Origin of the sequence: Sphingomonas sp. CCH15-F11 (assembly GCF_001557005.1) — a bacterium.
Lineage (GTDB): Bacteria > Pseudomonadota > Alphaproteobacteria > Sphingomonadales > Sphingomonadaceae > Sphingomonas.
In genome coordinates, this window is sequence record NZ_LSKG01000042.1 from 1 (window position 1) to 19,819 (window position 19,819).

General features: G+C 67.6%; 28 protein-coding genes. 26 read left to right on the forward strand and 2 right to left on the reverse strand.

The features are described 5' to 3' along the window. The first annotated feature begins 177 nt into the window (after positions 1-177). From AX709_RS04395 to AX709_RS04505, 23 genes are all read left to right on the forward strand, one after another. Positions 178-1,209 carry a hypothetical protein gene (locus AX709_RS04395; RefSeq protein ID WP_231727413.1) on the forward strand — a complete coding sequence of 344 codons (1,032 nt, stop codon included), beginning with the start codon at positions 178-180 and terminating at the stop codon, positions 1,207-1,209. Between the two features lie 7 nt (positions 1,210-1,216). Beyond that, positions 1,217-2,044, forward strand: a complete 828-nt coding sequence (locus AX709_RS04400; RefSeq protein ID WP_042469275.1) for a PRTRC system protein B — start codon at positions 1,217-1,219, stop codon at positions 2,042-2,044. After that, on the forward strand, positions 2,041-2,700 hold the full coding sequence (locus AX709_RS04405; RefSeq protein ID WP_066547262.1) for a PRTRC system protein A: 660 nt from the start codon (positions 2,041-2,043) through the stop codon (positions 2,698-2,700). Before AX709_RS04400 ends, AX709_RS04405 begins: the two co-directional genes overlap by 4 nt. Beyond that, positions 2,690-3,493 carry a PRTRC system ThiF family protein gene (locus tag AX709_RS04410; protein ID WP_066518906.1) on the forward strand — a complete coding sequence of 268 codons (804 nt, stop codon included), beginning with the start codon at positions 2,690-2,692 and terminating at the stop codon, positions 3,491-3,493. Before AX709_RS04405 ends, AX709_RS04410 begins: the two co-directional genes overlap by 11 nt. Continuing rightward, complete coding sequence (locus AX709_RS04415) at positions 3,493-3,810, forward strand: hypothetical protein (protein WP_226998469.1); 318 nt, start codon at positions 3,493-3,495, stop codon at positions 3,808-3,810. The genes AX709_RS04410 and AX709_RS04415 overlap by 1 nt, the downstream gene beginning before the upstream one ends. A gap of 16 nt (positions 3,811-3,826) precedes the next feature. Next, positions 3,827-4,471 carry a hypothetical protein gene (locus AX709_RS04420; protein WP_066518937.1) on the forward strand — a complete coding sequence of 215 codons (645 nt, stop codon included), beginning with the start codon at positions 3,827-3,829 and terminating at the stop codon, positions 4,469-4,471. Positions 4,472-4,512: 41 nt separating this feature from the next. Further along, positions 4,513-5,673: a phosphoadenosine phosphosulfate reductase domain-containing protein gene (locus AX709_RS04425; RefSeq protein WP_066547265.1), complete on the forward strand. Its 1,161-nt coding sequence runs from the start codon at positions 4,513-4,515 to the stop codon at positions 5,671-5,673. Next, positions 5,670-5,993, forward strand: a complete 324-nt coding sequence (locus tag AX709_RS04430) for a transposase (protein WP_066547268.1) — start codon at positions 5,670-5,672, stop codon at positions 5,991-5,993. Before AX709_RS04425 ends, AX709_RS04430 begins: the two co-directional genes overlap by 4 nt. A gap of 17 nt (positions 5,994-6,010) precedes the next feature. Further along, positions 6,011-6,835 carry a Mom family adenine methylcarbamoylation protein gene (locus tag AX709_RS04435; RefSeq protein WP_066518903.1) on the forward strand — a complete coding sequence of 275 codons (825 nt, stop codon included), beginning with the start codon at positions 6,011-6,013 and terminating at the stop codon, positions 6,833-6,835. Continuing rightward, the gene (locus AX709_RS04440; RefSeq protein WP_066547270.1) at positions 6,828-7,232 is read left to right on the forward strand and encodes a hypothetical protein; all 405 of its coding nucleotides are present in this window, start codon (positions 6,828-6,830) and stop codon (positions 7,230-7,232) included. Before AX709_RS04435 ends, AX709_RS04440 begins: the two co-directional genes overlap by 8 nt. A gap of 128 nt (positions 7,233-7,360) precedes the next feature. Beyond that, a complete protein-coding gene (locus AX709_RS04445) occupies positions 7,361-8,311 on the forward strand; it encodes a hypothetical protein (RefSeq protein WP_042469263.1) in 951 nt (316 codons plus the stop codon). After that, on the forward strand, positions 8,308-8,640 hold the full coding sequence (locus tag AX709_RS04450) for a DUF3768 domain-containing protein (RefSeq protein ID WP_066518898.1): 333 nt from the start codon (positions 8,308-8,310) through the stop codon (positions 8,638-8,640). Before AX709_RS04445 ends, AX709_RS04450 begins: the two co-directional genes overlap by 4 nt. 133 nt (positions 8,641-8,773) lie before the next feature. Further along, entirely contained in the window at positions 8,774-8,968 is a 195-nt protein-coding gene (locus AX709_RS04455) for a hypothetical protein (RefSeq protein WP_042469259.1), read from the forward strand. Continuing rightward, a complete protein-coding gene (locus tag AX709_RS04460; protein ID WP_066518897.1) occupies positions 8,965-9,294 on the forward strand; it encodes a hypothetical protein in 330 nt (109 codons plus the stop codon). Before AX709_RS04455 ends, AX709_RS04460 begins: the two co-directional genes overlap by 4 nt. A gap of 140 nt (positions 9,295-9,434) precedes the next feature. Beyond that, positions 9,435-9,923, forward strand: coding sequence for a hypothetical protein (locus AX709_RS04465; protein WP_066547273.1), 489 nt, complete (start codon positions 9,435-9,437; stop codon positions 9,921-9,923). Further along, the gene (locus AX709_RS04470; RefSeq protein WP_066547274.1) at positions 9,913-10,611 is read left to right on the forward strand and encodes a hypothetical protein; all 699 of its coding nucleotides are present in this window, start codon (positions 9,913-9,915) and stop codon (positions 10,609-10,611) included. The genes AX709_RS04465 and AX709_RS04470 overlap by 11 nt, the downstream gene beginning before the upstream one ends. 59 nt (positions 10,612-10,670) lie before the next feature. Continuing rightward, positions 10,671-10,988 (forward strand): DUF7673 family protein, encoded by a 318-nt coding sequence (locus tag AX709_RS04475; protein ID WP_047100439.1) that lies wholly within the window; start codon positions 10,671-10,673, stop codon positions 10,986-10,988. Between the two features lie 144 nt (positions 10,989-11,132). Continuing rightward, entirely contained in the window at positions 11,133-11,723 is a 591-nt protein-coding gene (locus AX709_RS04480) for a MucR family transcriptional regulator (protein ID WP_231727414.1), read from the forward strand. Positions 11,724-11,892: 169 nt separating this feature from the next. Further along, the gene (locus AX709_RS04485) at positions 11,893-12,396 is read left to right on the forward strand and encodes a DUF736 domain-containing protein (RefSeq protein WP_066547276.1); all 504 of its coding nucleotides are present in this window, start codon (positions 11,893-11,895) and stop codon (positions 12,394-12,396) included. Between the two features lie 186 nt (positions 12,397-12,582). Beyond that, positions 12,583-12,846, forward strand: a complete 264-nt coding sequence (locus AX709_RS04490) for an antitoxin (protein ID WP_047100244.1) — start codon at positions 12,583-12,585, stop codon at positions 12,844-12,846. 11 nt (positions 12,847-12,857) lie between these two features. Then, positions 12,858-13,256, forward strand: coding sequence for a type II toxin-antitoxin system VapC family toxin (locus AX709_RS04495; protein ID WP_197419115.1), 399 nt, complete (start codon positions 12,858-12,860; stop codon positions 13,254-13,256). A 96-nt stretch (positions 13,257-13,352) separates the two neighbouring features. After that, positions 13,353-14,555: a YecA family protein gene (locus AX709_RS04500; RefSeq protein WP_082731620.1), complete on the forward strand. Its 1,203-nt coding sequence runs from the start codon at positions 13,353-13,355 to the stop codon at positions 14,553-14,555. A gap of 262 nt (positions 14,556-14,817) precedes the next feature. Continuing rightward, positions 14,818-15,138, forward strand: coding sequence for a single-stranded DNA-binding protein (locus tag AX709_RS04505; RefSeq protein WP_066547282.1), 321 nt, complete (start codon positions 14,818-14,820; stop codon positions 15,136-15,138). A gap of 48 nt (positions 15,139-15,186) precedes the next feature. On the opposite strand, the gene AX709_RS04510 is transcribed toward AX709_RS04505, so the two are convergent. Continuing rightward, positions 15,187-16,311 (reverse strand): hypothetical protein, encoded by a 1,125-nt coding sequence (locus tag AX709_RS04510; RefSeq protein ID WP_156454152.1) that lies wholly within the window; start codon positions 16,309-16,311, stop codon positions 15,187-15,189. 483 nt (positions 16,312-16,794) lie between these two features. On the opposite strand from AX709_RS04510, the gene AX709_RS04515 reads away from it, so the two are divergent. Both AX709_RS04515 and AX709_RS04520 read left to right on the forward strand, forming a co-directional pair. Then, positions 16,795-17,772 carry a DUF2493 domain-containing protein gene (locus tag AX709_RS04515; protein ID WP_066547290.1) on the forward strand — a complete coding sequence of 326 codons (978 nt, stop codon included), beginning with the start codon at positions 16,795-16,797 and terminating at the stop codon, positions 17,770-17,772. A 188-nt stretch (positions 17,773-17,960) separates the two neighbouring features. Next, on the forward strand, positions 17,961-18,539 hold the full coding sequence (locus AX709_RS04520; protein ID WP_066547297.1) for a hypothetical protein: 579 nt from the start codon (positions 17,961-17,963) through the stop codon (positions 18,537-18,539). An 86-nt stretch (positions 18,540-18,625) separates the two neighbouring features. Here the strand turns inward: AX709_RS04520 and AX709_RS18520 are convergent, their stop codons facing one another. Continuing rightward, positions 18,626-18,802 carry a hypothetical protein gene (locus AX709_RS18520; protein ID WP_156454153.1) on the reverse strand — a complete coding sequence of 59 codons (177 nt, stop codon included), beginning with the start codon at positions 18,800-18,802 and terminating at the stop codon, positions 18,626-18,628. Positions 18,803-19,477: 675 nt separating this feature from the next. Between AX709_RS18520 and AX709_RS04525 the strand changes: the two genes are divergently transcribed. Continuing rightward, complete coding sequence (locus AX709_RS04525) at positions 19,478-19,702, forward strand: hypothetical protein (RefSeq protein WP_030541263.1); 225 nt, start codon at positions 19,478-19,480, stop codon at positions 19,700-19,702. Positions 19,703-19,819 lie beyond the last annotated feature (117 nt).

Genomic DNA, 19,819 nt, shown 5'->3' on the forward strand with positions numbered 1-19,819 from the left:
GTCCACGTCACCGAGTACCGCCGCGCCGTCGGCACCAAGGGTTGATCGTGCCCCGCCGCCACGGCGGAGCCATCCCCGCCGCACCGCGCAAGACGCTTCTCGAATGGATCGAGTTCGATGATGGCAACGCAACCGGCATCTCCCAGCCTTCCTGCAGCATCCAGGCCCGGGCCCTCCATGCGCAGCTCGCGCTCGAGCCCACTCACCGAAGCCACTCCCCCGAGCCGCTTCAGCCACCAGCAAGCCTCCGACTTCCGCCGCTCGGCTGATCTCGCGGGCCGATCGGTTGAGATCTCGCCCGACATACCACTGACCTTCGACCAGCCTCTTGCACGACACCATAAGCTGATCGGGCGTTGGGTGGCGTCGCGCGAGAAGGCGACGAGACGATATTCCCGCTGCGAGGCGCGACGGCGCATCGAGCATGTTTTCATCTCTGCCGCTGGCGAGGCGCTGCGTCCGATCGATCTCGCCGAGCTTCGCGTGGTCGTGCTCAACGGCGAGTCCGAGGGAGCGCCGGCGATCGTGATCATCTGCGAGAGCATCGGCCAACTGGATCTCGGATGGATCGAGACCAGCGAGGCGCCGATCGCCTGGCGCGCGGCTGCCTACGTGGCGCTCGAGCAGACCCTGGGGGCTGCCCTGCCGATCTTCGGCTACCAGGATCTCTTCGACGAAATATCCAATTACTATTGGGACGGCGAGACCGACGATGACGCCGCCCGCCAGTGCCTCATCAACTATCACGGCGCAGATCCCGGCGACCTCGACGAAGTCGCCCTGCCGTCGACCATGGAGGCCAAGAAGCCCGCATGGATGATCGCGGCGAATGCAGCGCCGCTGGCGAAGCTGCCTCTCGACCTTCGCAAGGCACTACGCGAACTCCGCAGCGCTCACGACGCGCTTCGGCGCCTGCCGGGAGATTGCAACGCCTGGCACTTCGACGGGCAAATTCTCTACGAATATGTTCCCGGCCTTGAGGAATGTTCGACGCTGCCCCCGTTGACGCTCGTGCCGGTCGAGTTCTTCGCGGCCGAGGTGGACGATGTCGGACGCCACGGCATGGAATACGGCTTCATGGATGTCGCGGGGATCTGTCCGCTCTCCGAGGCCGCGCACGTCGAGCGATGGTTCGCGTCGCTGCGGACCGGCGCTCACTTCCTGCTCGCTGCGCAGCAGCTGATCCAGCTCGATCCCGACAAATTGTGAGGCCCCCATGCCGGACCATAGCGCCCATTTCGAAGCCACCGCCGGAGGCATGGTGCTCACCAACGCCATCCTCCTGTACCGCACCGAGACCCCCCGCGGACTCGATCCCCACCGCGCCCCCAGGCAGGATGGACATGCCTTCGCCAGCATCCATCATGTCGAGCATGGCGGCGAAGGCGGGCCGACGATCGCCGCCGGCACGCCGCTGACCCGCGCCCACCTTCGCCAATGGACCGAGGCGCTCGGGCGCGCAGCGCCGCCTCAGATCCTTCCCCACAATGTGCTGGTTGCCCATCGCGACATGCTCGCCTGGTGGACGCCCGAGCAGGTCCGCCCGGCTTATTTCGATCTGTCCACACCGCCGGCCGGCCTGCGCGTTCTCGCGCAACGGACGATCCGGCCCGTTCCGTATCCCGCCCAGCTGTTCGTGGCGACGCCGCGCCGGCTCGGGGTCTATGCACTCGCCGAAAATGAGCGCCCCTCGGCGACCACGCGGGTGCTCCACTCGCCGGTCCTCAACGTCTTCGTCGATGGCTCTCTCTGCTGGGGGAACATCCCGAGGCCGCGCACGCTGGACGTCGCGGCCATCCCCGACTTCGAGCGGGCGCTGTTCGATTCCTGGTCGACGCACCCCAATCCCGGGCAGGAGCTGACCGTCACCGGCAAGGGTGGCCTGCTGAAGCTCTGGGACGACCTTGCGGCGCGCCAGGCGACGCGCTTCCCGGTGAGGCGCCTCCGGCCGTTCACCGGCACGAGCCAGCGACCTCCATCGAGAAAGGCCAACGCCGAACCGATGACGCTCGAGCGGCTGATCGCTGAAGGCGCGGCGTCATGACCGTCCTCGCCGACGATCCGACCGCGGCCGCCATTCTCGCAGCGGCGTCCTGTTATCCGGTTCCGCCGGTCGGTCGGTCCCCCGCGATCGACGCGGTACGCGCCTCCCGCACAAGCCAATGTCTCGCGGTCGGGAGGGACGGAGTCATGCTCATCGTGCGACGGCCATGGCTCGAGCTCGACATTCCCGTCACGCCGCCGTTTCCCGCCTACCTGCCTTATGGGAGCGTCGGCGAGCGCCGGGCGGAACTACGCTGCGGGCTAATGCCCCGCGAACTGCTCGGCCGGATTCTCGATCACTTCCGAGCGGCCTTGCCCAACGAAGCTGCCGCCTTCGTCCTGTGGAACGAGAATGCGCGAAGCTTCTCGATCCACTACCCCCAGATCGACGATGCCACTCCGTCCCGCGTGACCTATCGGTCCCCGATTCTGGCGCCCGACCAACATCTCATCTGCGACATCCACAGTCATGCGCATGGCGCGGCATTCTTCAGCGCGACGGACGATGCCGACGACGCGCACTCCACCAAGATCGCGCTGGTGCTCGGCCGTCTTGGTCAACCGGAAGGACCCGCCATCGCTTCGCGCTTGTGCGCCGGCGGGATGTTCCTGCCGCTGCCGCGCAGCCCGTTTTCAGGAGACGACGATGCAGCCTGACATCCCCAATCGCCACTATCTTCCTGCCGGCTTCGACAATCGCGCGATCAAGGTCCTTCTAGTCGGCTGCGGCGGAAATGGCGCGCAGATGCTGATGGGACTGGCTTCGCTCGAGACAGCGCTACGCGCGATCTCCACCCGGTCGCTCCAGGTCACCGTCGTCGATGACGACGTCGTCAGCGAAGCCAATCTCGGCCGGCAACCCTTCTACCGATGCGACCTCGGCGCTTCCAAGGCCCGCACGCTCGTCGAGCGGATCAATCTCGCGCACGGCCTTTGCTGGCGAGCCGTCCATGGCCGCGCTCCCGAAGCGGTCAAGATCGCCGACGTGGATATCCTCATCAGCTGCGTCGACACCGCTTCCGCGCGCCGCGCCCTCGGCGCCGATCTGGCGAATGGGAAGCCCGTGCCCGCCTACTGGATGGACCTCGGCAACCGCGCCGGAGACGGGCAGTTCCTGATCGGGTCGCCTCGCCGCTCCACCGCCCACGACCGGCGGCGCCTCCCGACCGTCGTCGAATATTTCCCCGAGATCGCCGACGAAACGGAGCCCGACGACGATGCGCCGTCCTGCTCGGTGGCCGAGGCGCTCGAACGGCAGTCGCTTTTCGTCAACCGCGTCCTGGCAAGCCACGCTCTGGCGCTGCTGTTCGACCTCGTCGGGCGCGGGTCGATCGGCCACGCTGGTGGCTTCATCAACCTCGTTCGCGGGCAATGCGTCCCGATCCCGCTTCCCGCGGTCGAGGAGGCGCAGGATCAGCGCGTATCGGCCGCGCTGCCCGGACCCGCGTGATGGGCGCTCGATCCTCCAGGGCCGAGGTGCGCAACCCCGTTCTTGCCCTGCCGGCGGTCGCCCGGCTCCGGGCGCTCAGTCCGGAGGCGCGCCTCGCGCTGCTGTCCGTGCTGCTCGACATCCAAAGCGAAGCCCGGCTGCGCGCCGAACGGAGCTGGCAGAGCCGCAAGCCGCCGGTTGCCGCATACTGGGCCGCCTGCGGTGTCTATGCCGGTCACATCGCGCGCGCGATCGGCCCCGGGGCCAGGGCGTCGGCGCGGCTGACCGCCAGGAAAAGAAGAGGGGGAAGGGGAGGGGCGAGCGGACGTGCGCTTTAGCCCGGAGAACCTCCCCATGCACTACGATGTCGCGATGCGCCACCAGCAGGCGCTCGATCCCAGCGCGCTGACCACGATGGCAGCCACCCTCCACGCGATCGGTGCCGCCATCACCGACTGCCGCAACGCGGGCAAGGACCCCGAGATCGACGCGGCGGTCATCCTTCTCGCCCGCCACCTCGGGACTGTCTGCGAACGCCGCCCGGACGACATGGCGCTGCGCCGCAACTGCTTGGACCAGATCGCCGAGATCCGGCGCCACCCTGTCCTGCGGACCCTCGCTTGTCGTGGTGTCGCCTATGACGAGGCTGCCAAACGCACCTTTCACAGCGAGGGGCGCATTGCCATGCGCCGGCTCGCCGAGGCCCTTGGGCTGGAGGCCGATAGCTACGAGGTCCGCTCCAACAAGGGTGGTCCGGCTGTCTCGGGCGAGATCACCCTCCACGGCGAGGAGGTGTACGTCCACCTCAGCCTGGGCGCGATGGGGGCCGGCCGCGAAATCCTGTTCCGGCGCTGCAGGGGGCGCAAGGACTATACCGGCGGGCGCAACCACTTTGCCTCGATCGCCGAATTGCTGGCCCCGGACCGCTTCGCCGACCGGCTCCGCCGCGAACTCGCGCTCTCGCCGCCGGTCCGGCAGTCCGAGCGCCTCTTCGCCTGACGCCGCCAGTTACCAGGCCGCCGCCCTTTTCCGGAGCCGTCATGCCACCCATCGCCCAGCTCGCAGCCGCGGCAGCGGCCACTCGGTCCTATCCGGCCGTCCCCGGCCTGCCGGACATCGCCATCACTTCCGAGATTGTCGCCGCGATCCGCGCCGGCGCCTGGATCGTCTTCAACCTCTCAGGCGGCAAGGACTCGAGCGCGGCCCTGTTCGCGGTCAACCTTCAACTCGATTCACTCGGCCATCCGCGGGCGCGGCGGATGGCGATCCATGCCGATCTTGGCCGCGCCGAATGGGATTCGACCCCCGATACCGTCGCGCGCATAGCCGCTAGCGCCGACGTGCCGCTGACAGTCGTGCGCCGGGCGGCCGGCGACCTGGTCGACCGCTGGATCCAGCGGTTCGAAAGCGGCAAGCGCCGCTACGAGGCGCTCGAGACCTACAACCTGATTGGTCCCTGGTCGTCGGCATCGCTCCGCTTCTGCCAATCCGAGATGAAGGCGGCCGTGATCGGTCCGGCGCTCGCCAGAATGCTGCGAGGCCAGCAGATCATCTCCGTTCTGGGCCTGCGCCGCGACGAAAGCCACAACCGCGCCGCCACCCCGATCGCCAAGGCCGATCTTCGCCATGCCAAGGCCGGGAACCGGCACGGCACCGCGATCACCCTCTGGCACCCGATCGCGTATTGGAACAGCGAAGACGTATTTCGTGCTCACGGCACGCTCGGCATCACCCTGCACGAGGCCTATTCGATATGGGGCGCAACGCGCCTCTCGTGCCGCTACTGCATCTTCGCCTCGCTTCACGACCTGTCGGCTTCTGCCGCAGCCCCGGCGAACACCGAGGCTTATCGCGAGCTCGTCGGCATCGAGGCGCGATCGACCTTTCCATTCCAGCCGACACGCTGGCTCGCCGACATCGCACCGCATCTGTTGAGCGGCGGGCTCCGCGCGGACGTTGAACGCGCCAAGGCCGACCAGCTCGAGCGCCGGCATCTCGAGGCCTCGATGCCGGCAGGCCTCAGATACGTCAAAGGCTGGCCTCCGCGGATGCCCACCCTCGCCGAGGCCGAGGATATCGCCGCGGCACGGCGGCCCATCCTGGCGCGCCACAGGCTCGAGAACCGCTATCCGACAGGATCAGCCGTCCAGGCGCGCTTTGCAGAGCTGAGGGTCGCGGCCGGGCGGCAGATGTCGTCGTGACGACGATCCATGCCGCCGCCGGCTCCTTCCGGATCGTCGCCCGCATCGAGGACCCGCCGCCCCTGGGCTGGCGCTTCTGGATGCTTGCCGGCTTTCCGGGCGATCCACTGGATCCGAGCGCCTATGGCGGCTCGCGCTGCCTCGCGCTTACCGTCGTCGACATCGATGGCAGCGACCGCTGGCTCTGTGCGATGGAGCTCGACCACAGCCTCCGCCTGCTGTGCTCCCATGATCTTTTCCCCTGCCCGAGCCAGGCAGGTGCGGACGCCTTCGCACACGCGATCATCGCCCGCCACGCGCGCCAGCGCGCGCTCCTCTGACCCACGGACCACGTCCCATGCAGACCGACCGCAGCCAGCGCTGGCGCGAACGGCGCGCTCTGTGGGCGCGCGATCTCACGCTGATCGATCCCGGCGCCTACAGCGTCGACGTCATCGATCACGCCGCCGCGCGCGCCTTCATCGCGCAGCACCATTATCTGCCCCGCTATCCGGCCGCGCAGCTCGCGGTGGGGCTGTTCGCGCGCAAGGGCGCGCTCGAAGGCGTTGCCGTTTTCGCCGTTCCGACCACCAGCGCCGTCGTCTCGCGCCACACCGGGTTTGACGATCCTCGCCGCGGCTGCGTTCTCGCGCGCCTCATTCTGACCGACGCCGTGCCGCAGAACGGCGAGAGCTTCTTCGTCGCGCGGGCCTTTCGCCACCTGCGCCGGGAACGGCCTGGGATCGAGGCGGTGGTGTCGTACAGCGATCCAGGGGCGGGGCATATCGGCCGCGTCTATTGTGCGCTCTCGGCCGCCCACCGCGCAGTCACGAAGCCGCGATCGGTCCTTCGGGTCGGCAACATCACGATCTCGGGGCGCACGCTGTCCAAGATCCGCCTGGGCGAGCAGGGCCAAGCCGGCGCAATCGATCAGCTCGTCTCGCTGGGGGTCCCGAGGCCGCGTATCGGCGAGGAGCCGCGAAGCTGGTTGTGGCGGCTCCAGCGCGAGCGCCATCTCGTCACGCATCAGCAGGCTGGGCTGTTCGCCTATTGCTTCGAGCTGACGCGCGAGGCCCGCCGCCGCGGCCGCACCCTTCCGCGCCTGCCGTATCCCAAGGCCCTTCCGCCGCGAAACGCGCTGCTTCCGCTCATTTGGCGCGATCAGGAGACCCTCCATGGCTGACATCACGCAGCTGCCCGTCATGACCGCGGCCGATGCCGAAAGCATCGGCTTCGCCCGCTTCAACGACGTGCCGACGCTTCCGATCGACATCCCCGACGGCAACTTCACGATCAGCGCCAAAACCACCGACGGTCGTCGGATCACGTTCTTCTTCGGCGAATACAAGCGCGGCTCCCCGCCAAGCTTCGTCGACATCCAATATCACGACAACGGGACACGCATCGCCAACGCGAACGGCGGTACGTCACCGACCTTCGACATGCTGACGATCGGCCTGGGCGGCCGGAACGTCTTCGACAGCCGCAGGCTCGGACCCGACGACAAGCCCTCGATCGCCGTGATCCTGATGGGCGAACCGACCGTCCCGGCACCCCAGCACGACACGGCCGCCGGATAACTGGCGAGACCCGCTTTCGAGAGGCGGCCCGAAGACACCCGCCTCTCCGGCGATGTCGCATCGGACAAGCGAGGGGAGGGGGGCCTTGAGTTTGGCGGCATTCAGCCGCGTTCAAGCCCGAGGCCCCTATGATCACCTCTGCCACGCCGAGGCCGGTCGACACCATCATGGTGTGCGCGCCGCCGCCGGTCGTCCTCGCCTATGGTATCGGCGTGGACTCCACGGCCCTGCTCGTCGAACTCGATTCGCGGGGCGAGCCGCCGGACTTGGTTCTCACGGCCGATCCCGGCGCCGAGAAGCCTGATACGTACGAGTACCAGAAGTTGATCGCGGCGTGGATGGCCGCGCGGCGCATCCCCTATGAGGTGGTCCGCTACGTGCCGCAGCGCTTCAAGCACTGGCCACCCTATTACTCGATCCTGGCCAACGTGCTCACCAATGCGACGCTCCCCAGCATCAGCCTTGGCCGGCATAGCTGTTCTCTCAAGTGGAAGGTCGCGCCGCAGGACGCCTACCTCAAGCAATGGGCGCCGGCCCAGGCCGCGTGGCAGCGAGGCCAGAAGGTCGTTCGGCTGATCGGCTACGATGCCTCGCCTGCCGACACGCGTCGCTACGCGCATGCGTCCGCGTTGAACGATCCGCTGTTCGAGTGCCGCTATCCGCTGCGTGAGTGGAACTGGAACCGCGACCGGTGCGCCGCGCGTATCGAGCAGGCCGGTCTTCCGATCCCTCCCAAATCGAGCTGCTTCTTCTGCGGGGCCATCCAGCCGGACGAAGTACGGGCGCTGCCATCCTGGTGCCTCAGGCTGATCGTGCTCATCGAGGCGCGCGCGGAGCCTCGGCTGCGCACCGTCGAGGGGCTCTGGCGGCGTTCGACCAGGACGAAGCCCGGCAGGATCACAGACTTCATTTGCGCCGAGCGGCTGCTCCCGGCCGCCGAGATCGAAGCCATTCGCCGCGATGCACCCACCGATCTCATCCGGTTCCAGGATGCAGCGAGCATCGTGCCGCTTCCCCAGCGGCCGACGATGGAAGCCTGGATCGAGACCTTCAACGCCGGCCTGATGGAGGCTGCATGACCGATCAGCTATCCCGCATCGCCGAACTCAACGACCGCTGCCGGCACGGCCTCGATCCGACTGCCCGCGTCGTCATCACTGCGGCTTGCGTCGCCGCCTTCGCCGGCGATCTCTCCGCCCAGGCCGAGCTGCTCGCAGCGATCCGAGGTTACGCATTCACGCGCGACGATGGCCCGGAACGCTCTCGCGGGGAGTTCACCGTCCGTGGCCACGCCGTCCGTTTCGCGATCGACTATTACGACCGCGCGCTGGGATGGGGATCGGAAGACCCTGGCGATCCGCACGTCACCACGCGAGTCATGACGATCATGCTGCCCGAGGACGACTGAACCTGGGAAAAGTGAAGGGGAAGCGGGTCGGGCAGTAGGCGCGTGAATGCAAGCGGACCTACCCTGCGAATGACCTTGGGGCCCGCCGCAGACGCGCCTTTCCGCATCCATCGTCCATCCAAGGGAGAAGCCCATGCGACGGATCGCCTCCGCCACGCCCGCTGACGGGCACGCCATTGCGGTAGCCGTTGAGCGGCTGCGCGAAGCCCGTACCTTGCTTCGCCAGGCCGGAGCGCGTCAGGCTGCTTCGGCCGCCGGCAAGGCGATCAGCAGCGCCGAAGGCGCGGCGCGCCATGTCCAGCATCGCATCCGGAGGACGATGGAATGAGCCGTCACGACCTTCAGGCCAAGCCGGACAGCCCAGACGTCGTCCGCGCGACGGTCGGATGGGACCGGCCGCTTCAGACCTTCTTCGCGCAAGTCTTCTTTCGCACCGAAGACGAGCCCGCCGAAGGCGAGCCCCTCGTCTGGATCGGCACGGAGCCGGGCGAACTCCTCTCCGCCGAGGCCGCGATCGCCGTTGTCGCGCCTCATGCCATCATTCCTCCCGATCTCCGCCGGCAGCTCACTGCCGATATGCAGTCGTCCATCGGCGTCGAGGATGGCAGCCAGCAAGTCGCCGCCAAGCGCTACCTGTTCGGCTCGACTCACTGAAGCTGCAATCAGACAGGTGCCGGCGCGGCCGAGCCGCTGCCGCCACGATCCTTTCCAAGGCTCGATCATCACCGATCCCGCGATCACCGCGCGGTGGCCGAACGTGCGCGCTGCGCCGCGCCCAACCAGAGGAGACCATCATGGCCGACCGGGTATCCGCCTCCATCGTCATCGGCGGCGCGCTTGACGCTCCCGCCTTCGCAGAACTTGCCGAGCTCATCGCCGCCGAGCGCCTTGCCGTCGAGTGGGACGGCGATCCGTTCGAGCCGGAACATCGCGTCGACGGCGAGCCGCTTCGCCTGTTTGCGCACGAAGTCGCAGGCGGTCGCTTCGAGGAGATCGAGGACTGGTGCGTGATGCATCGCGTCCCCTTCGTACGCTGGTGCGGGGGCTATTCCGGGCAGTGGGGACCCGAGCGCGTCGTCGCCATCGGCGACGGCAAGGCGGTGTCCTATGCTGTCACCGAGGACGACGAGGTTGTTATCAGCCGCAGCACCATCGCGGCGCTTGGCTCGCTCGATGCGATCTTCGCTCATTTCGATGCAGCGGAATTCGTCGTGCCGGCGCTCGTCGTTGCGGATGCCGCTTCCGCGCTCCCCTCGACTGCCGGAGCGCACCATGTCCAATAGCTACACCAAGGCGGCGTTCGACCTGACCGTCACCGTCGCCGAGGCCGACATGCTACGCCGGGTCATCGCCGCGGTGGAACTGATCGACGGCACCGAGTCCGGGAGCGACGTTCGCGACGCGCATTATGCCAGCCTTGGCAAGGACTTCGCCGACCTATTCCCGCGCGGCAACGAGGACCCGATTGGGGGATTGCTCGACCTCTTTGAGGATCCGCAATATCCCTATCTCGATTTCCATGTCGCGTTTAACGAGGCCGACCAGCTCGGCCAGGTGCTCGTGACCTTCTCGGGCGAGCAGTTCGGAATCGATGTCGCGGCCAGGCTGATCCAACGTTGCGCGCGCTCGGCGCTGCCCTTCGGGTTCGAATGGGCGTCGGATTGCGACAGGCTGCGGGTCGGGGAGTTCGGCGGCGGCTATGTCGTCATTACTGAACACCGCATCAGCTATGGCCACACGACCCAACTTCTCGATCGCGCAATTGCCCGCGCGCGCGACGAAGGCGCCGATGGATTCGTCCTCGCGATCCGCGATCCGCAGCACGGGCTCAGCTTCTGGAACGACGATACCGGCTTTGACCGATTGTCGCGCGCGCTGGTCTTCAGCGAAGCCGAGGCCGCGAACCATGACGTGCCGCTCGCGCACGACCAGCCCGAATGGCTGGCGATGCCGGAGCCCCTGCGCCTCTGATCCGAACGTCGCGGTTGCGCGATCGACACAGACGTATAGCATCGCCGCCGGAGATGCCGATGACTTCGATACCCACCGATCACGACGCGATGCTGGCGGCGCTGACCCGGCTGATACCGATCGCGATGAGCGATACCGGCCAGTCGCGCCGGGTCGCGAACTTCCTGATGGCGTGGTGGAACGGGCCGGAACTCGGCCATTTCGAGATCGCCGACCTGTTCGGGCTGGATGTCGCTGTCGCCAACGACATTGCGACCATCGTCGGCTATCTCGGACAACGCCCCGGCGCCATCTACATCGACGCCCTCGGTTTCGCCGAGGAGATGCAGGATATCATCGCGCTCTGGGGCAAGCCGGTCTCGACTTCGGCGACCTGACCGGGCGCCAGCACCCGAATTTCTCGGACCGAGGCCGCCACAGACACCCCAAGGGCGCCAAACCTTGCGCGGCATTCATCGCGCGCCATAACGGAAGTCGTCGGGCGAAGATCGCCAGGGCGTATCCTTTCGTGGGAGGTGCGGTTGCCGGAAGAGAACAACCTTGTCGCGATGACGATCGAAGTCGTCGCAAGCTACGTGGCGCACAATAATATCCGACCCGAAGACGTGCCGGACTTCATCGCCAAGACCCACGCTGCGATCGCCGGCATCGCCAAGGAACCCGAAACACCCGCCGAAGAGACACCGGCAGCCCAGTCCGAGTTCACGCCGGCCGTCTCCGTGCGCAAGAGCCTCGCCTCGCCTGATCACATTCTCTCGATGATCGACGGCAAGCCCTACAAGTCGCTGAAGCGACATCTCAGCGGCCACGGCCTGACCCCTGCCGAATACCGCGCCCGCTATGGCCTCAAGTCCGACTATCCGATGGTGGCGCCCGGTTACTCGGCGCAGCGGCGCGAGGTAGCCAAGCGTCTCGGCCTGGGTCGCAAGCGGCAGGAGCCCATAGCGCCCGCCGAGGCACCACCGCCATCAGGTGACGCCGCGCCCGCTCCGCAACCGAAGCCCCGCGCCCGCCGCGCCAAGGCCGAGGACCCGTCCCCCGCCCAGGCCGGCGCCAAGACACCGCGGCGGCGCAAGCGGGAACCCGCAGACGCTGGAGCAGTCGAGGCCTGAGGGTTCGGGCCGAGCCACCTGCGACGACGGTACGATCCCGACGGCGCCGAAGAGGCGCTCGTCGGAGCGGCGCTGACGCGCCTTACTCGGCCGAACGGCCGAGGAGCTGAGTGGGTGAGAGAGAGTGTTCGGACAAGGGGTTCGAGCGCTCAATCTCAGGAGACTTCCCATGAACATCGGCACCATCACCCAGAACGCCAGCGGCACCTACACCGGCAAGATCTCGACGCTCACCGTCGCGATCGTGATCGCGCTTCGGACGGTCCAGTCGACCAACCCGCGCGCGCCCAAGTTCGAAATCCTCGCACTGTCGGCCGCCCGCCAGTGGGTGCAGGTCGGAGCGCTTTTCGAGCTCGCCTCCAACTCGACCGGCGAGACCTTCCTCAACGGCAAGATCGAGGATCCGAGCCTCGACAAGCCGCTCTACATCTCGGCGTTCCGCCAGGAGGACGGCTCCTACAACATCGTCTGGTCGCGTCCCACCCGCCGCCGCGAGGCGCCCACCGACACGGTCGCGACCGACGACGGTCTGCCGCCGCTGCCGGGGACCGAGCAGCCGGCCGCGCCCGTGGGAACCGACGGTCTGGGTGAGTCCTCCGCCGAAGGCGCGTTCGGCAGCAGCGAGCCCGCGCCGGGCGGCCGCCGGCGCCGCACGCCCGAGATGGCGGACTAATTGCCGCCAACCGATTGGCGCGCAGCTGCTCTGCGCGCCGGCGCCACGACAGGGCCTGCTTCGCGTCACCGCGAAGCGGGCCCTTTTTTTGCCAGCGTGCGAGGACGTTCTCTTCCCCTCGGCAACACATCATTGAACAAATCCGTCCCGTGATGTATATGCCTATGTATATGCAAGGAGTCTGCCGTGACACCCGATCATGAAGCAACGGTCACCAGAGAAGCGAAGCTGTTCCGCAACAACAAGAGCCAGGCAGTGCGCATCCCGGCCGATTTCGAGCTGCCTGGGGATCGAGTCATGATCCACCGGGAGGGAGATCGACTGGTCATCGAGCCGATCCGCCGCCGAAACATCGTCGAGGTCCTTGCGAGCCTCGAACCCCTTGGCCCCGAGGATGAATTCCCGGACATCGACAGCACCTTGCTTCCGGCCAAGGCCATCGAATTGTGACCCAGCTCTACATGCTCGATACCAACATCGTGTCGGAACTCGCGCGAAACCCGCACGGCGCCGTAGCCACCCGGATCGCGCAAGTCGGTGCCGATGCGATTTGCGTCAGCATCATCACCGCGGCCGAGCTGCGCTACGGCTGCGCGAAGAAGGGGTCCCCCAGGCTCCTGGCCCAAATGGAGTCGATCCTCGGCAGCGTGTCCGTGCTTGCGCTCGATGTCCCGGCGGACACTGAATATGGCGGTATCCGAGCCGAGCTGGAGAGCGCGGGCAAACCCATCGGGCCCAACGACCTCTTCATCGCGGCTCATGCCTATGCGCTCGGCGCCACATTGGTGACCGCCAACATCGGCGAGTTCTCCCGCGTCCGGGCCCTCAAGGTGGAGAATTGGCTGAGCGACGTCCATTGAGGCGTTCGCACCGAGTGACGATAGCTCCCCAAAGTCGCCGGTCCTCTCCGTCTGCCCGGCACGCCGTCCAACCCTGTTCCGCTCAACCTCCAAGACATGCCGATCCAACCGCCTCCCGCTCCGCACCCCTCGCTGTTCATGCCCCTGAACCGGCCGCCCCGCGTCCACCGCCCGCCGAAGATCGGCCGCAACGACCCGTGCTGGTGCGGATCGGGCAGGAAGTTCAAAGCGTGTCACGACGGGCGTGAGCGGCTGCCGCAATTCAACCACCACCATGTTGCCGAGGCGTTCCGCAAGGAGCTGCGCCGACGCTACTGCTCCTATGCCGGCGAGGCCGGCGAGCCATGTGGCGCCGAAATCATCGGCGCCCACACCGTTCAGAAGGAAGGCGGGCTGCGCGCGATCTCGCGCGCTGGGAAGGTCTATTCCCTTATCGCGACGATGGGCGGGCTCGAGAAGAATGGTGGCCGCCTCGACCCGCGGCTGGTGGGCATCGGCGACGCTTCGGTCTTCCCGGGCTTCTGCTCGACCCATGACAACGATCTCTTCAAGCCGATCGAGGACAAGGACTGCGCGATCGGCGCCTGGGAGGCGCTGCTCTTCGCCTATCGCGCGGTGTCGTTCGAAGCCTTCTTCAAGCGCGCCATGCTTGCGGTGGCGCCGCTCTTCGCACGGTTGGACGAGGGCCTGCCCGTCGAGGACCAGGAACTCGCCCAGAACATGGCGCGCCATTTCCATCACGGCGCTCTCGCGGGCGAGGCCGGCACGCGCGCCCGGAAGGCAGCCTATGACGCGCGGGTCCGAGCCCGGGACGTGAACGGCTTCTCCTATGCCTGGACACGCTTCGACGGGCTCCTGCCACTGGTCTGCTGCGGCGCGTTCCTACCCGACAATGATCTGACCGGCCGCCCGCTCCAACGACTTGCCCATGGCACGGGTCCGTTCGAGCAGGTCACGCTCAACATCACATCCTATGGCGGCCAGTCGGTCATCGTCTTCGGGTGGACCGGCGGGCCCGAGGGCCCGGCGGAGCGCTTCGTACGGTCTTACCAGAACCTCGGGGACGATGACCGCGCCGCCGCCGCGATCCGCCTTGGTCTCGAATATCTCGAAAACAGCTATCTGAGCCCGGCTTGGTGGGACGCACTGACCAGCGTCGATCGCCGCCGTCTCGTCCGCCATTCGGTCGAGACCCACGGTCCGCGTTCGGCGGCCGTCTCGCTCGGACTGCGCCAGCCAGTCCCCCATCTGCGCCTCCGCGTCATCGACCGGGGCGGAAGCCTGCCGACCTCGGTCTGAGCCGCCGGCCGGCGGTCGGTCGTCGCAGGGGCGCCGCGTCCCCAGGGCGCCGCGGCCTTCCTCCGCCTGTTCCTGCCACCTGCGGCGAGACAGGCCCGCCCCGCAACCCCTGCCGGTCGCCCGTGTTGCCGCTATCGCGGCTGCCCGCGCCAGCTCCCTTCAGGAGTTCCCCTCCGCTCGCGCTCCGGTGCGGAGCGGGCCTGCACGCCGCTCCCCGGTGGCACCGGCGGAAAGGCCGCTGGACCCAACAAGGAGCATCGCCATGAACAACGTCAACATCGCCGGCCGGGTCGCCAAGGATCCCGACACCCGCGGCAGCGTCACGACCCTCATCGTCGCGACCGATCGCGTGAAGCTCAGGGACGGGAAGACCTATGTCGACGAGGCGACCGGCTATACCGCCAAGGAAACCGAGTTCCACAAGGTCACCTGCTTCAACGGCCTCGGCAAGGCGGCGGCGTCGCGCGAGAACGGCAATGTCGTCGCAGTGACCGGCCGGCTGCATTATTCGAGTTGGGAAGACCGCGACGGCATCACCCGCTACGGTTGCGAGATCATCGCGGACAAGCTCGACTTCTTCTGAGCGCATGCCGGACGGCGCTCCGGCGCCGTCCGGATCGGTCGAGCCCCGCTACCGCGCGTCAGCGTCAACGGGCGGCGCGAGCGGCGACACCGCGTTCGCATAGACCCACGCTCGGGCAAGCTGGCCGGTGAGCGGATCGCGATACATCACCAGGCGCCAGCGCCCCTGCCGCCTCTCGATCGCCAGCACCAATCCGTCGGGCGCCTTCAGCACCACGGCGCCCGCGCGCCGCGGTTCGCGCCGAAACGTCGCATCCCGGCTCAGCTCGGCCCTTGGAAGGTACGCGACATAGGCTTCGCCCGCGCGCGCCTCGGCCTCGTGATAGCGACGAGTCTCTTGTTGAAGCGCCTCCACCTTCTGGTTCAACGCGGCGAACGCCGCTTTCTCCTCGGGCGACTGATCAGGATGGAGGGCGGCGATCGCCAGCAACAGGCCGAGGATTCCGGCCAGCCAGCCGGACCACTGGAACAGGCCCATCTTGTGCAGCTCGGCGATCGTCCGCGGACCGAACTGCTGCACGAACCCGACGATGAGGTTGAGCAGCCGGCCCTGCAGCTCGGCGCTTTCCTCGTCCGTCGACGCGGCAAGGATCGCTTCGGCGATCCGCTGCGTCTCAAGCACCATCTCGGCCGCGAGCGCCGTCGCCGACTGGACCACGCTTTCGCTCGCGCGAAGCGTCATGGCAACGAGCAGCCGCATCTGCTCGGCAATGGCTCCAAATGCCCACAGGCGCGGTAGCGCGTCCTCGATCATCCGGCGGTAGGTCCCGCCGGTCTCCGCGGCGGCGATCGCGCTCGCCATCGTCGATCGGTTGAGATCGGAGGTCTTCACCATGTCGAGCAGGCTGCTCGAGAGGCGACGCTGGTCGTCGAGCAACCCTGCGTTCCGGTCGACGATGCTGCGCGCGGCTTCAGAGATCGACAGCGCCCAGGCACTGCTGGTGAGCTGCCGGAAATCGCGCTGGTGCCGACGATCCCACTCCAGCACATCGAGGGCGCCGCGATAGGGAGCGCCGAAGTCCCGAGCCAGCCGCTTCGAACGTCGGCCGCCTCCCGGATAGTCTGGCCGGCGGTGCCGGCGCCGAGCAACTCGCGATGGCGCCGGGCGCGCTCGCGCTCCTCGCGCAGGAGGCGCTCCACGCTGCTCTCGGGAAAGCCAAAACGGATCCTTCATGCGCGCGATCCTGTCAGATCATCCCCATCCGCGCGACCGGCAATCGCCGCACCAGAGCATCCGCTGGAGGGCGGCGCATCCCGGCCCTTCGCGCTGCTCAGGACGGGACCGGCGCTCTACTCGCCTCCGGCTCCCGGAGCCCCGCGGTGCGCGGGTCTCCGCCCTTCGGGTGACGATCACCTTGCGGGGGGCCTGGCTGCACCGTGGTGGCCAAAAATCTCTCTCTCTCTCTGACTTCCTAGATATGACGTGCGGGGATTCGAGCCCGTCAAGGATGAGCGGTCCCCCCAATTTTCACGAGCCCGCAACGCCCGCTGCGCGTCCGTTCCGCGCCCGAGAAAATCGGCTCCCCCGCTCCCCGCTGGCGCGGCGCTAACCGGGGTCCGGCTGCGCCGGCTTCCCGGTTAACGTCCCTGACCGACCCGACCGCCGCACGTCGAAGGAGAAGCCTCATCGAGTGGATGAGATCCAACGGAGGCTATCATGCAGACCACTTTCACCAACTTCGCCGACCTCGCCAGCCACATCGCGGCAAGCCGAGAGAACGAGGAGCTGACGCAGACCTACGACGGCGCTTTCATCGAGCCGAACGAGATGGCGAAGCTCAGCATCGTCGACGCGCCGGAGGCACTCGACATGCCCGATCCCGAGCAGGTCCGGGCCGCCGTCGACATGATGATGCAGACGATGTTCGATGTCCTTCGCGACACGCGCATGGAGCCTTTCGCGAGCGATCTCGCCTGGGGGTTCGCCAATAGCTTCCACGTCGTTGCCAAGCGGATCGAAGGGCGCGAGGACGATGCCGCCAAGAAGCTGGGTGAACTCGCCCGCAACTACGATCCGTCTGAGATCTACGCGACCGAACTGGAGGACACGCAGCTGCTCTGCCAGACCCTCCAGGGGTGCCGCGAGGCAATGGAATGCATGCGCGATCACGCCGCCGAGGTGTACCGCGTCGAGACCGGCAAGCCCTTCTCGCCGGTCCGCGGCAGCAGGGTCTCCAGCGCCCTCAACGCCTCGATGATCGACGCCCGTGACTATCTCGCGTCGCGCGCGCGGGAACGCCGCGAGCAGTTCGCACCCGAGGGTCCCGTCGTGGCCTTCTCGGGCGGGCAGGTCTGGGAGGATGCCGACCTCCTGTGGAATGGCCTCGACAGCATCAAGGCCCGCATCCCCGAGATGATCCTCGCGACCACCGCGCAGGCCAAGGGCTGCGATGCGGTGGCACACGCCTGGGCGGCATCGCGCGGCGTCAAGGTCATCCAGTTCCGTCTCGACCGCAGCCAGGGCAACCGCGCGGCCTTCGTCCGAAACGACCGAATCCTCGGCCTGAAGCCAGTCGAGGCGGTCATCTGCGAGGGCTCGGGCATCCAGCAGAACCTCGCCCAGAAGCTGCGCCAGGCAGGCGTGCCGCTGCACATCGTCCGGCTCGCCCACCAGCGCACCGCACGGCGGGCGTGAAGCTCTCGCGGAGAGGCTCCGGCTACGGCCGGGGCCTCTCCTCCTTTTTCTGCGTCACGGGCGGCGCTCGGGGGCATCGAGCCCCCTCGCGCCGCGAGGAGCCGGCGCCGACGCGCCGCCGACCCGCAGACCCGCGAGGCGGCCAAGGGGAGAGGGATGGATGGAAGCGTTCAACAGGGGAGGACGAGATGTCCATCACGTTTCGCATCGCCACCGCCGCTGACGACGAGGCCCGCCCGCTGGCGGTCATTACCGCGCGCCAGCTCGCCGCCTTTCGCACCTTCCTGCGCGCCGAGGGCGAGCGGATCGGCACCGTGCTGCTCGACCCGGACGCTCCCGAGGACGCATTTCTGTCCTACCGCTTCGAGGCTCGCCTCTGCCCGCTCTCACTGGCGTCGAGCGCCCGCCTCTTCGACTATGCCACGGACGTCATCACCGTGGTCGAGGAGGCACAGTTTCGCGGGCGGCGCGTCAGCGTCTTTCGCGACGAGGCGGCCGGCACGATCAACCTGACCGTGGCACTCACCACCGACATGGGGCTCGAACTCGACCTCGCCTCGAGCAACGCATTCGCGCTGCTTCAGAGCCTCGGCCTCGGAACCGAAAGCGTGGGCGAAACCGCGATCGAGACCGTCCGGGAACGCCTCGCCAGCCCGGCCTTCCGACGGCACGCGGCCGAGCAGGGCATCTCCCACTATATCGAACGGCTCGAGCGCCTTGTCGCGGCGGCCGCCACCGACGAATCCTGCCGGCTGGAATGGGCCTAGCCTCCACCCGGAACCGGTCGCAGGCGGGGCGCGCCAGCTCGCTGGCGCGCCCTCAGCGGCTCCGAAAGCCAGGCCTCTCACGCGCGTCAGGATGCGGCCGCACGATCCATCCGCGGAGCCCGCTTCAGCAATGTATCCACGGCGTCGCGGAGGTGCGCGGCAGCCTTCTCCTCGTCCGCCGCTTCCAGCCACTCCAGCGCCTGCCGTATCAGCGCGAGCGCCATCGCTTTCTGGAGCGTCGGATCCGTGTCGAGATCGTCCATTTCGATTGCCCGGGCGCACCTGATCCCAGCGGTCGCGTCGGAGCGCCCCGTCCAACAAACTCCCGCGCGCTGGGCGCGGGAGCCGGGGCTGGTAACACGTCGAGACATGCGCCTACGCTTTTAGTGCCGGGGCACCTGGACATATGCGCAGACACCCCGGCGTGAGACCACACCGAGTTGCCGTTCTCGACGGGATTACCAGTCCCGGCGCTGCCGCTTTGCAGCGCCCCTGCGGACTAACATAGGCATTTCGGCGAACCAACCCGCGACTGCTCGCCGGCTGTTTCCACCTCCCGGTCAATGATGGTTGGGCGCGCCCGCGCGGCGGCCCCAAGATCGATCAGATCTCGCGGTCCCGCCGCACGTGGCCGGACCATTCCCGCGTGTCAAATCGAGCGCCGCGGTCGAGGGTGCTCACGCCCGCCGTCGCGCCCGGATCAGAGGATGAAATCTCTCACAGACTTCCCAGTGTGTCGTTGAGGGAGACGCCGCGTCAAGAATGAGCGGTGCCCCCAATTTTGCCGCGGCCTGCGCTCCGCTTCGCTCCACTCCGACCACGACAAAATCGGCACCCCCGCTCCCCGCTTCGCGGCTCCGGCTTCGCCTCCGTTCCTGACCCGGCGTCTCCCTCAACGACGGCCATTCCCCTGTCATTCAAGACGACAGGAGGCTCCGATGCAGATCAACCCGACCAGCGCCCACAACGATACCGCCGCCTACCTCGCCGCCCTCGCATACGCCGAGCGCCGCGCACTCCACAGCTTCTTCGACCAGCACGTCATCGAGGACGATACGCGGGGCTACATCGCCATCGATGAGGGCGACTATGGCGCGCTGCCGATGGCGCTCATCGACCGGGTGGTGCACACGGTCCCGGGCGGCATGTCCGACGAGTTCTGAAACGACAGGGAGGGGCGGAAACGCCTCTCCCTTTTTTTGCTGCCGGGGCATACGGGCATGAGGGGCATCGAGCCCCCCATGCCCGTGCCGCGAACGCGTCGCGGCACGGGCATGGGG

Coding starts and splice junctions, on each gene's coding strand:
- AX709_RS04395 (WP_231727413.1), top strand. CDS start 178: ATGCGCAGCTCGCGCTCGAGCCCACTCACCGAAGCCACTCCCCCGAGC.
- AX709_RS04400 (WP_042469275.1), top strand. CDS start 1,217: ATGCCGGACCATAGCGCCCATTTCGAAGCCACCGCCGGAGGCATGGTG.
- AX709_RS04405 (WP_066547262.1), top strand. CDS start 2,041: ATGACCGTCCTCGCCGACGATCCGACCGCGGCCGCCATTCTCGCAGCG.
- AX709_RS04410 (WP_066518906.1), top strand. CDS start 2,690: ATGCAGCCTGACATCCCCAATCGCCACTATCTTCCTGCCGGCTTCGAC.
- AX709_RS04415 (WP_226998469.1), top strand. CDS start 3,493: ATGGGCGCTCGATCCTCCAGGGCCGAGGTGCGCAACCCCGTTCTTGCC.
- AX709_RS04420 (WP_066518937.1), top strand. CDS start 3,827: ATGCACTACGATGTCGCGATGCGCCACCAGCAGGCGCTCGATCCCAGC.
- AX709_RS04425 (WP_066547265.1), top strand. CDS start 4,513: ATGCCACCCATCGCCCAGCTCGCAGCCGCGGCAGCGGCCACTCGGTCC.
- AX709_RS04435 (WP_066518903.1), top strand. CDS start 6,011: ATGCAGACCGACCGCAGCCAGCGCTGGCGCGAACGGCGCGCTCTGTGG.
- AX709_RS04440 (WP_066547270.1), top strand. CDS start 6,828: ATGGCTGACATCACGCAGCTGCCCGTCATGACCGCGGCCGATGCCGAA.
- AX709_RS04445 (WP_042469263.1), top strand. CDS start 7,361: ATGATCACCTCTGCCACGCCGAGGCCGGTCGACACCATCATGGTGTGC.
- AX709_RS04450 (WP_066518898.1), top strand. CDS start 8,308: ATGACCGATCAGCTATCCCGCATCGCCGAACTCAACGACCGCTGCCGG.
- AX709_RS04455 (WP_042469259.1), top strand. CDS start 8,774: ATGCGACGGATCGCCTCCGCCACGCCCGCTGACGGGCACGCCATTGCG.
- AX709_RS04460 (WP_066518897.1), top strand. CDS start 8,965: ATGAGCCGTCACGACCTTCAGGCCAAGCCGGACAGCCCAGACGTCGTC.
- AX709_RS04465 (WP_066547273.1), top strand. CDS start 9,435: ATGGCCGACCGGGTATCCGCCTCCATCGTCATCGGCGGCGCGCTTGAC.
- AX709_RS04470 (WP_066547274.1), top strand. CDS start 9,913: ATGTCCAATAGCTACACCAAGGCGGCGTTCGACCTGACCGTCACCGTC.
- AX709_RS04475 (WP_047100439.1), top strand. CDS start 10,671: ATGACTTCGATACCCACCGATCACGACGCGATGCTGGCGGCGCTGACC.
- AX709_RS04485 (WP_066547276.1), top strand. CDS start 11,893: ATGAACATCGGCACCATCACCCAGAACGCCAGCGGCACCTACACCGGC.
- AX709_RS04495 (WP_197419115.1), top strand. CDS start 12,858: ATGCTCGATACCAACATCGTGTCGGAACTCGCGCGAAACCCGCACGGC.
- AX709_RS04500 (WP_082731620.1), top strand. CDS start 13,353: ATGCCGATCCAACCGCCTCCCGCTCCGCACCCCTCGCTGTTCATGCCC.
- AX709_RS04505 (WP_066547282.1), top strand. CDS start 14,818: ATGAACAACGTCAACATCGCCGGCCGGGTCGCCAAGGATCCCGACACC.
- AX709_RS04510 (WP_156454152.1), bottom strand. CDS start 16,311: ATGAAGGATCCGTTTTGGCTTTCCCGAGAGCAGCGTGGAGCGCCTCCT.
- AX709_RS04515 (WP_066547290.1), top strand. CDS start 16,795: ATGCAGACCACTTTCACCAACTTCGCCGACCTCGCCAGCCACATCGCG.
- AX709_RS04520 (WP_066547297.1), top strand. CDS start 17,961: ATGTCCATCACGTTTCGCATCGCCACCGCCGCTGACGACGAGGCCCGC.
- AX709_RS18520 (WP_156454153.1), bottom strand. CDS start 18,802: ATGGACGATCTCGACACGGATCCGACGCTCCAGAAAGCGATGGCGCTC.
- AX709_RS04525 (WP_030541263.1), top strand. CDS start 19,478: ATGCAGATCAACCCGACCAGCGCCCACAACGATACCGCCGCCTACCTC.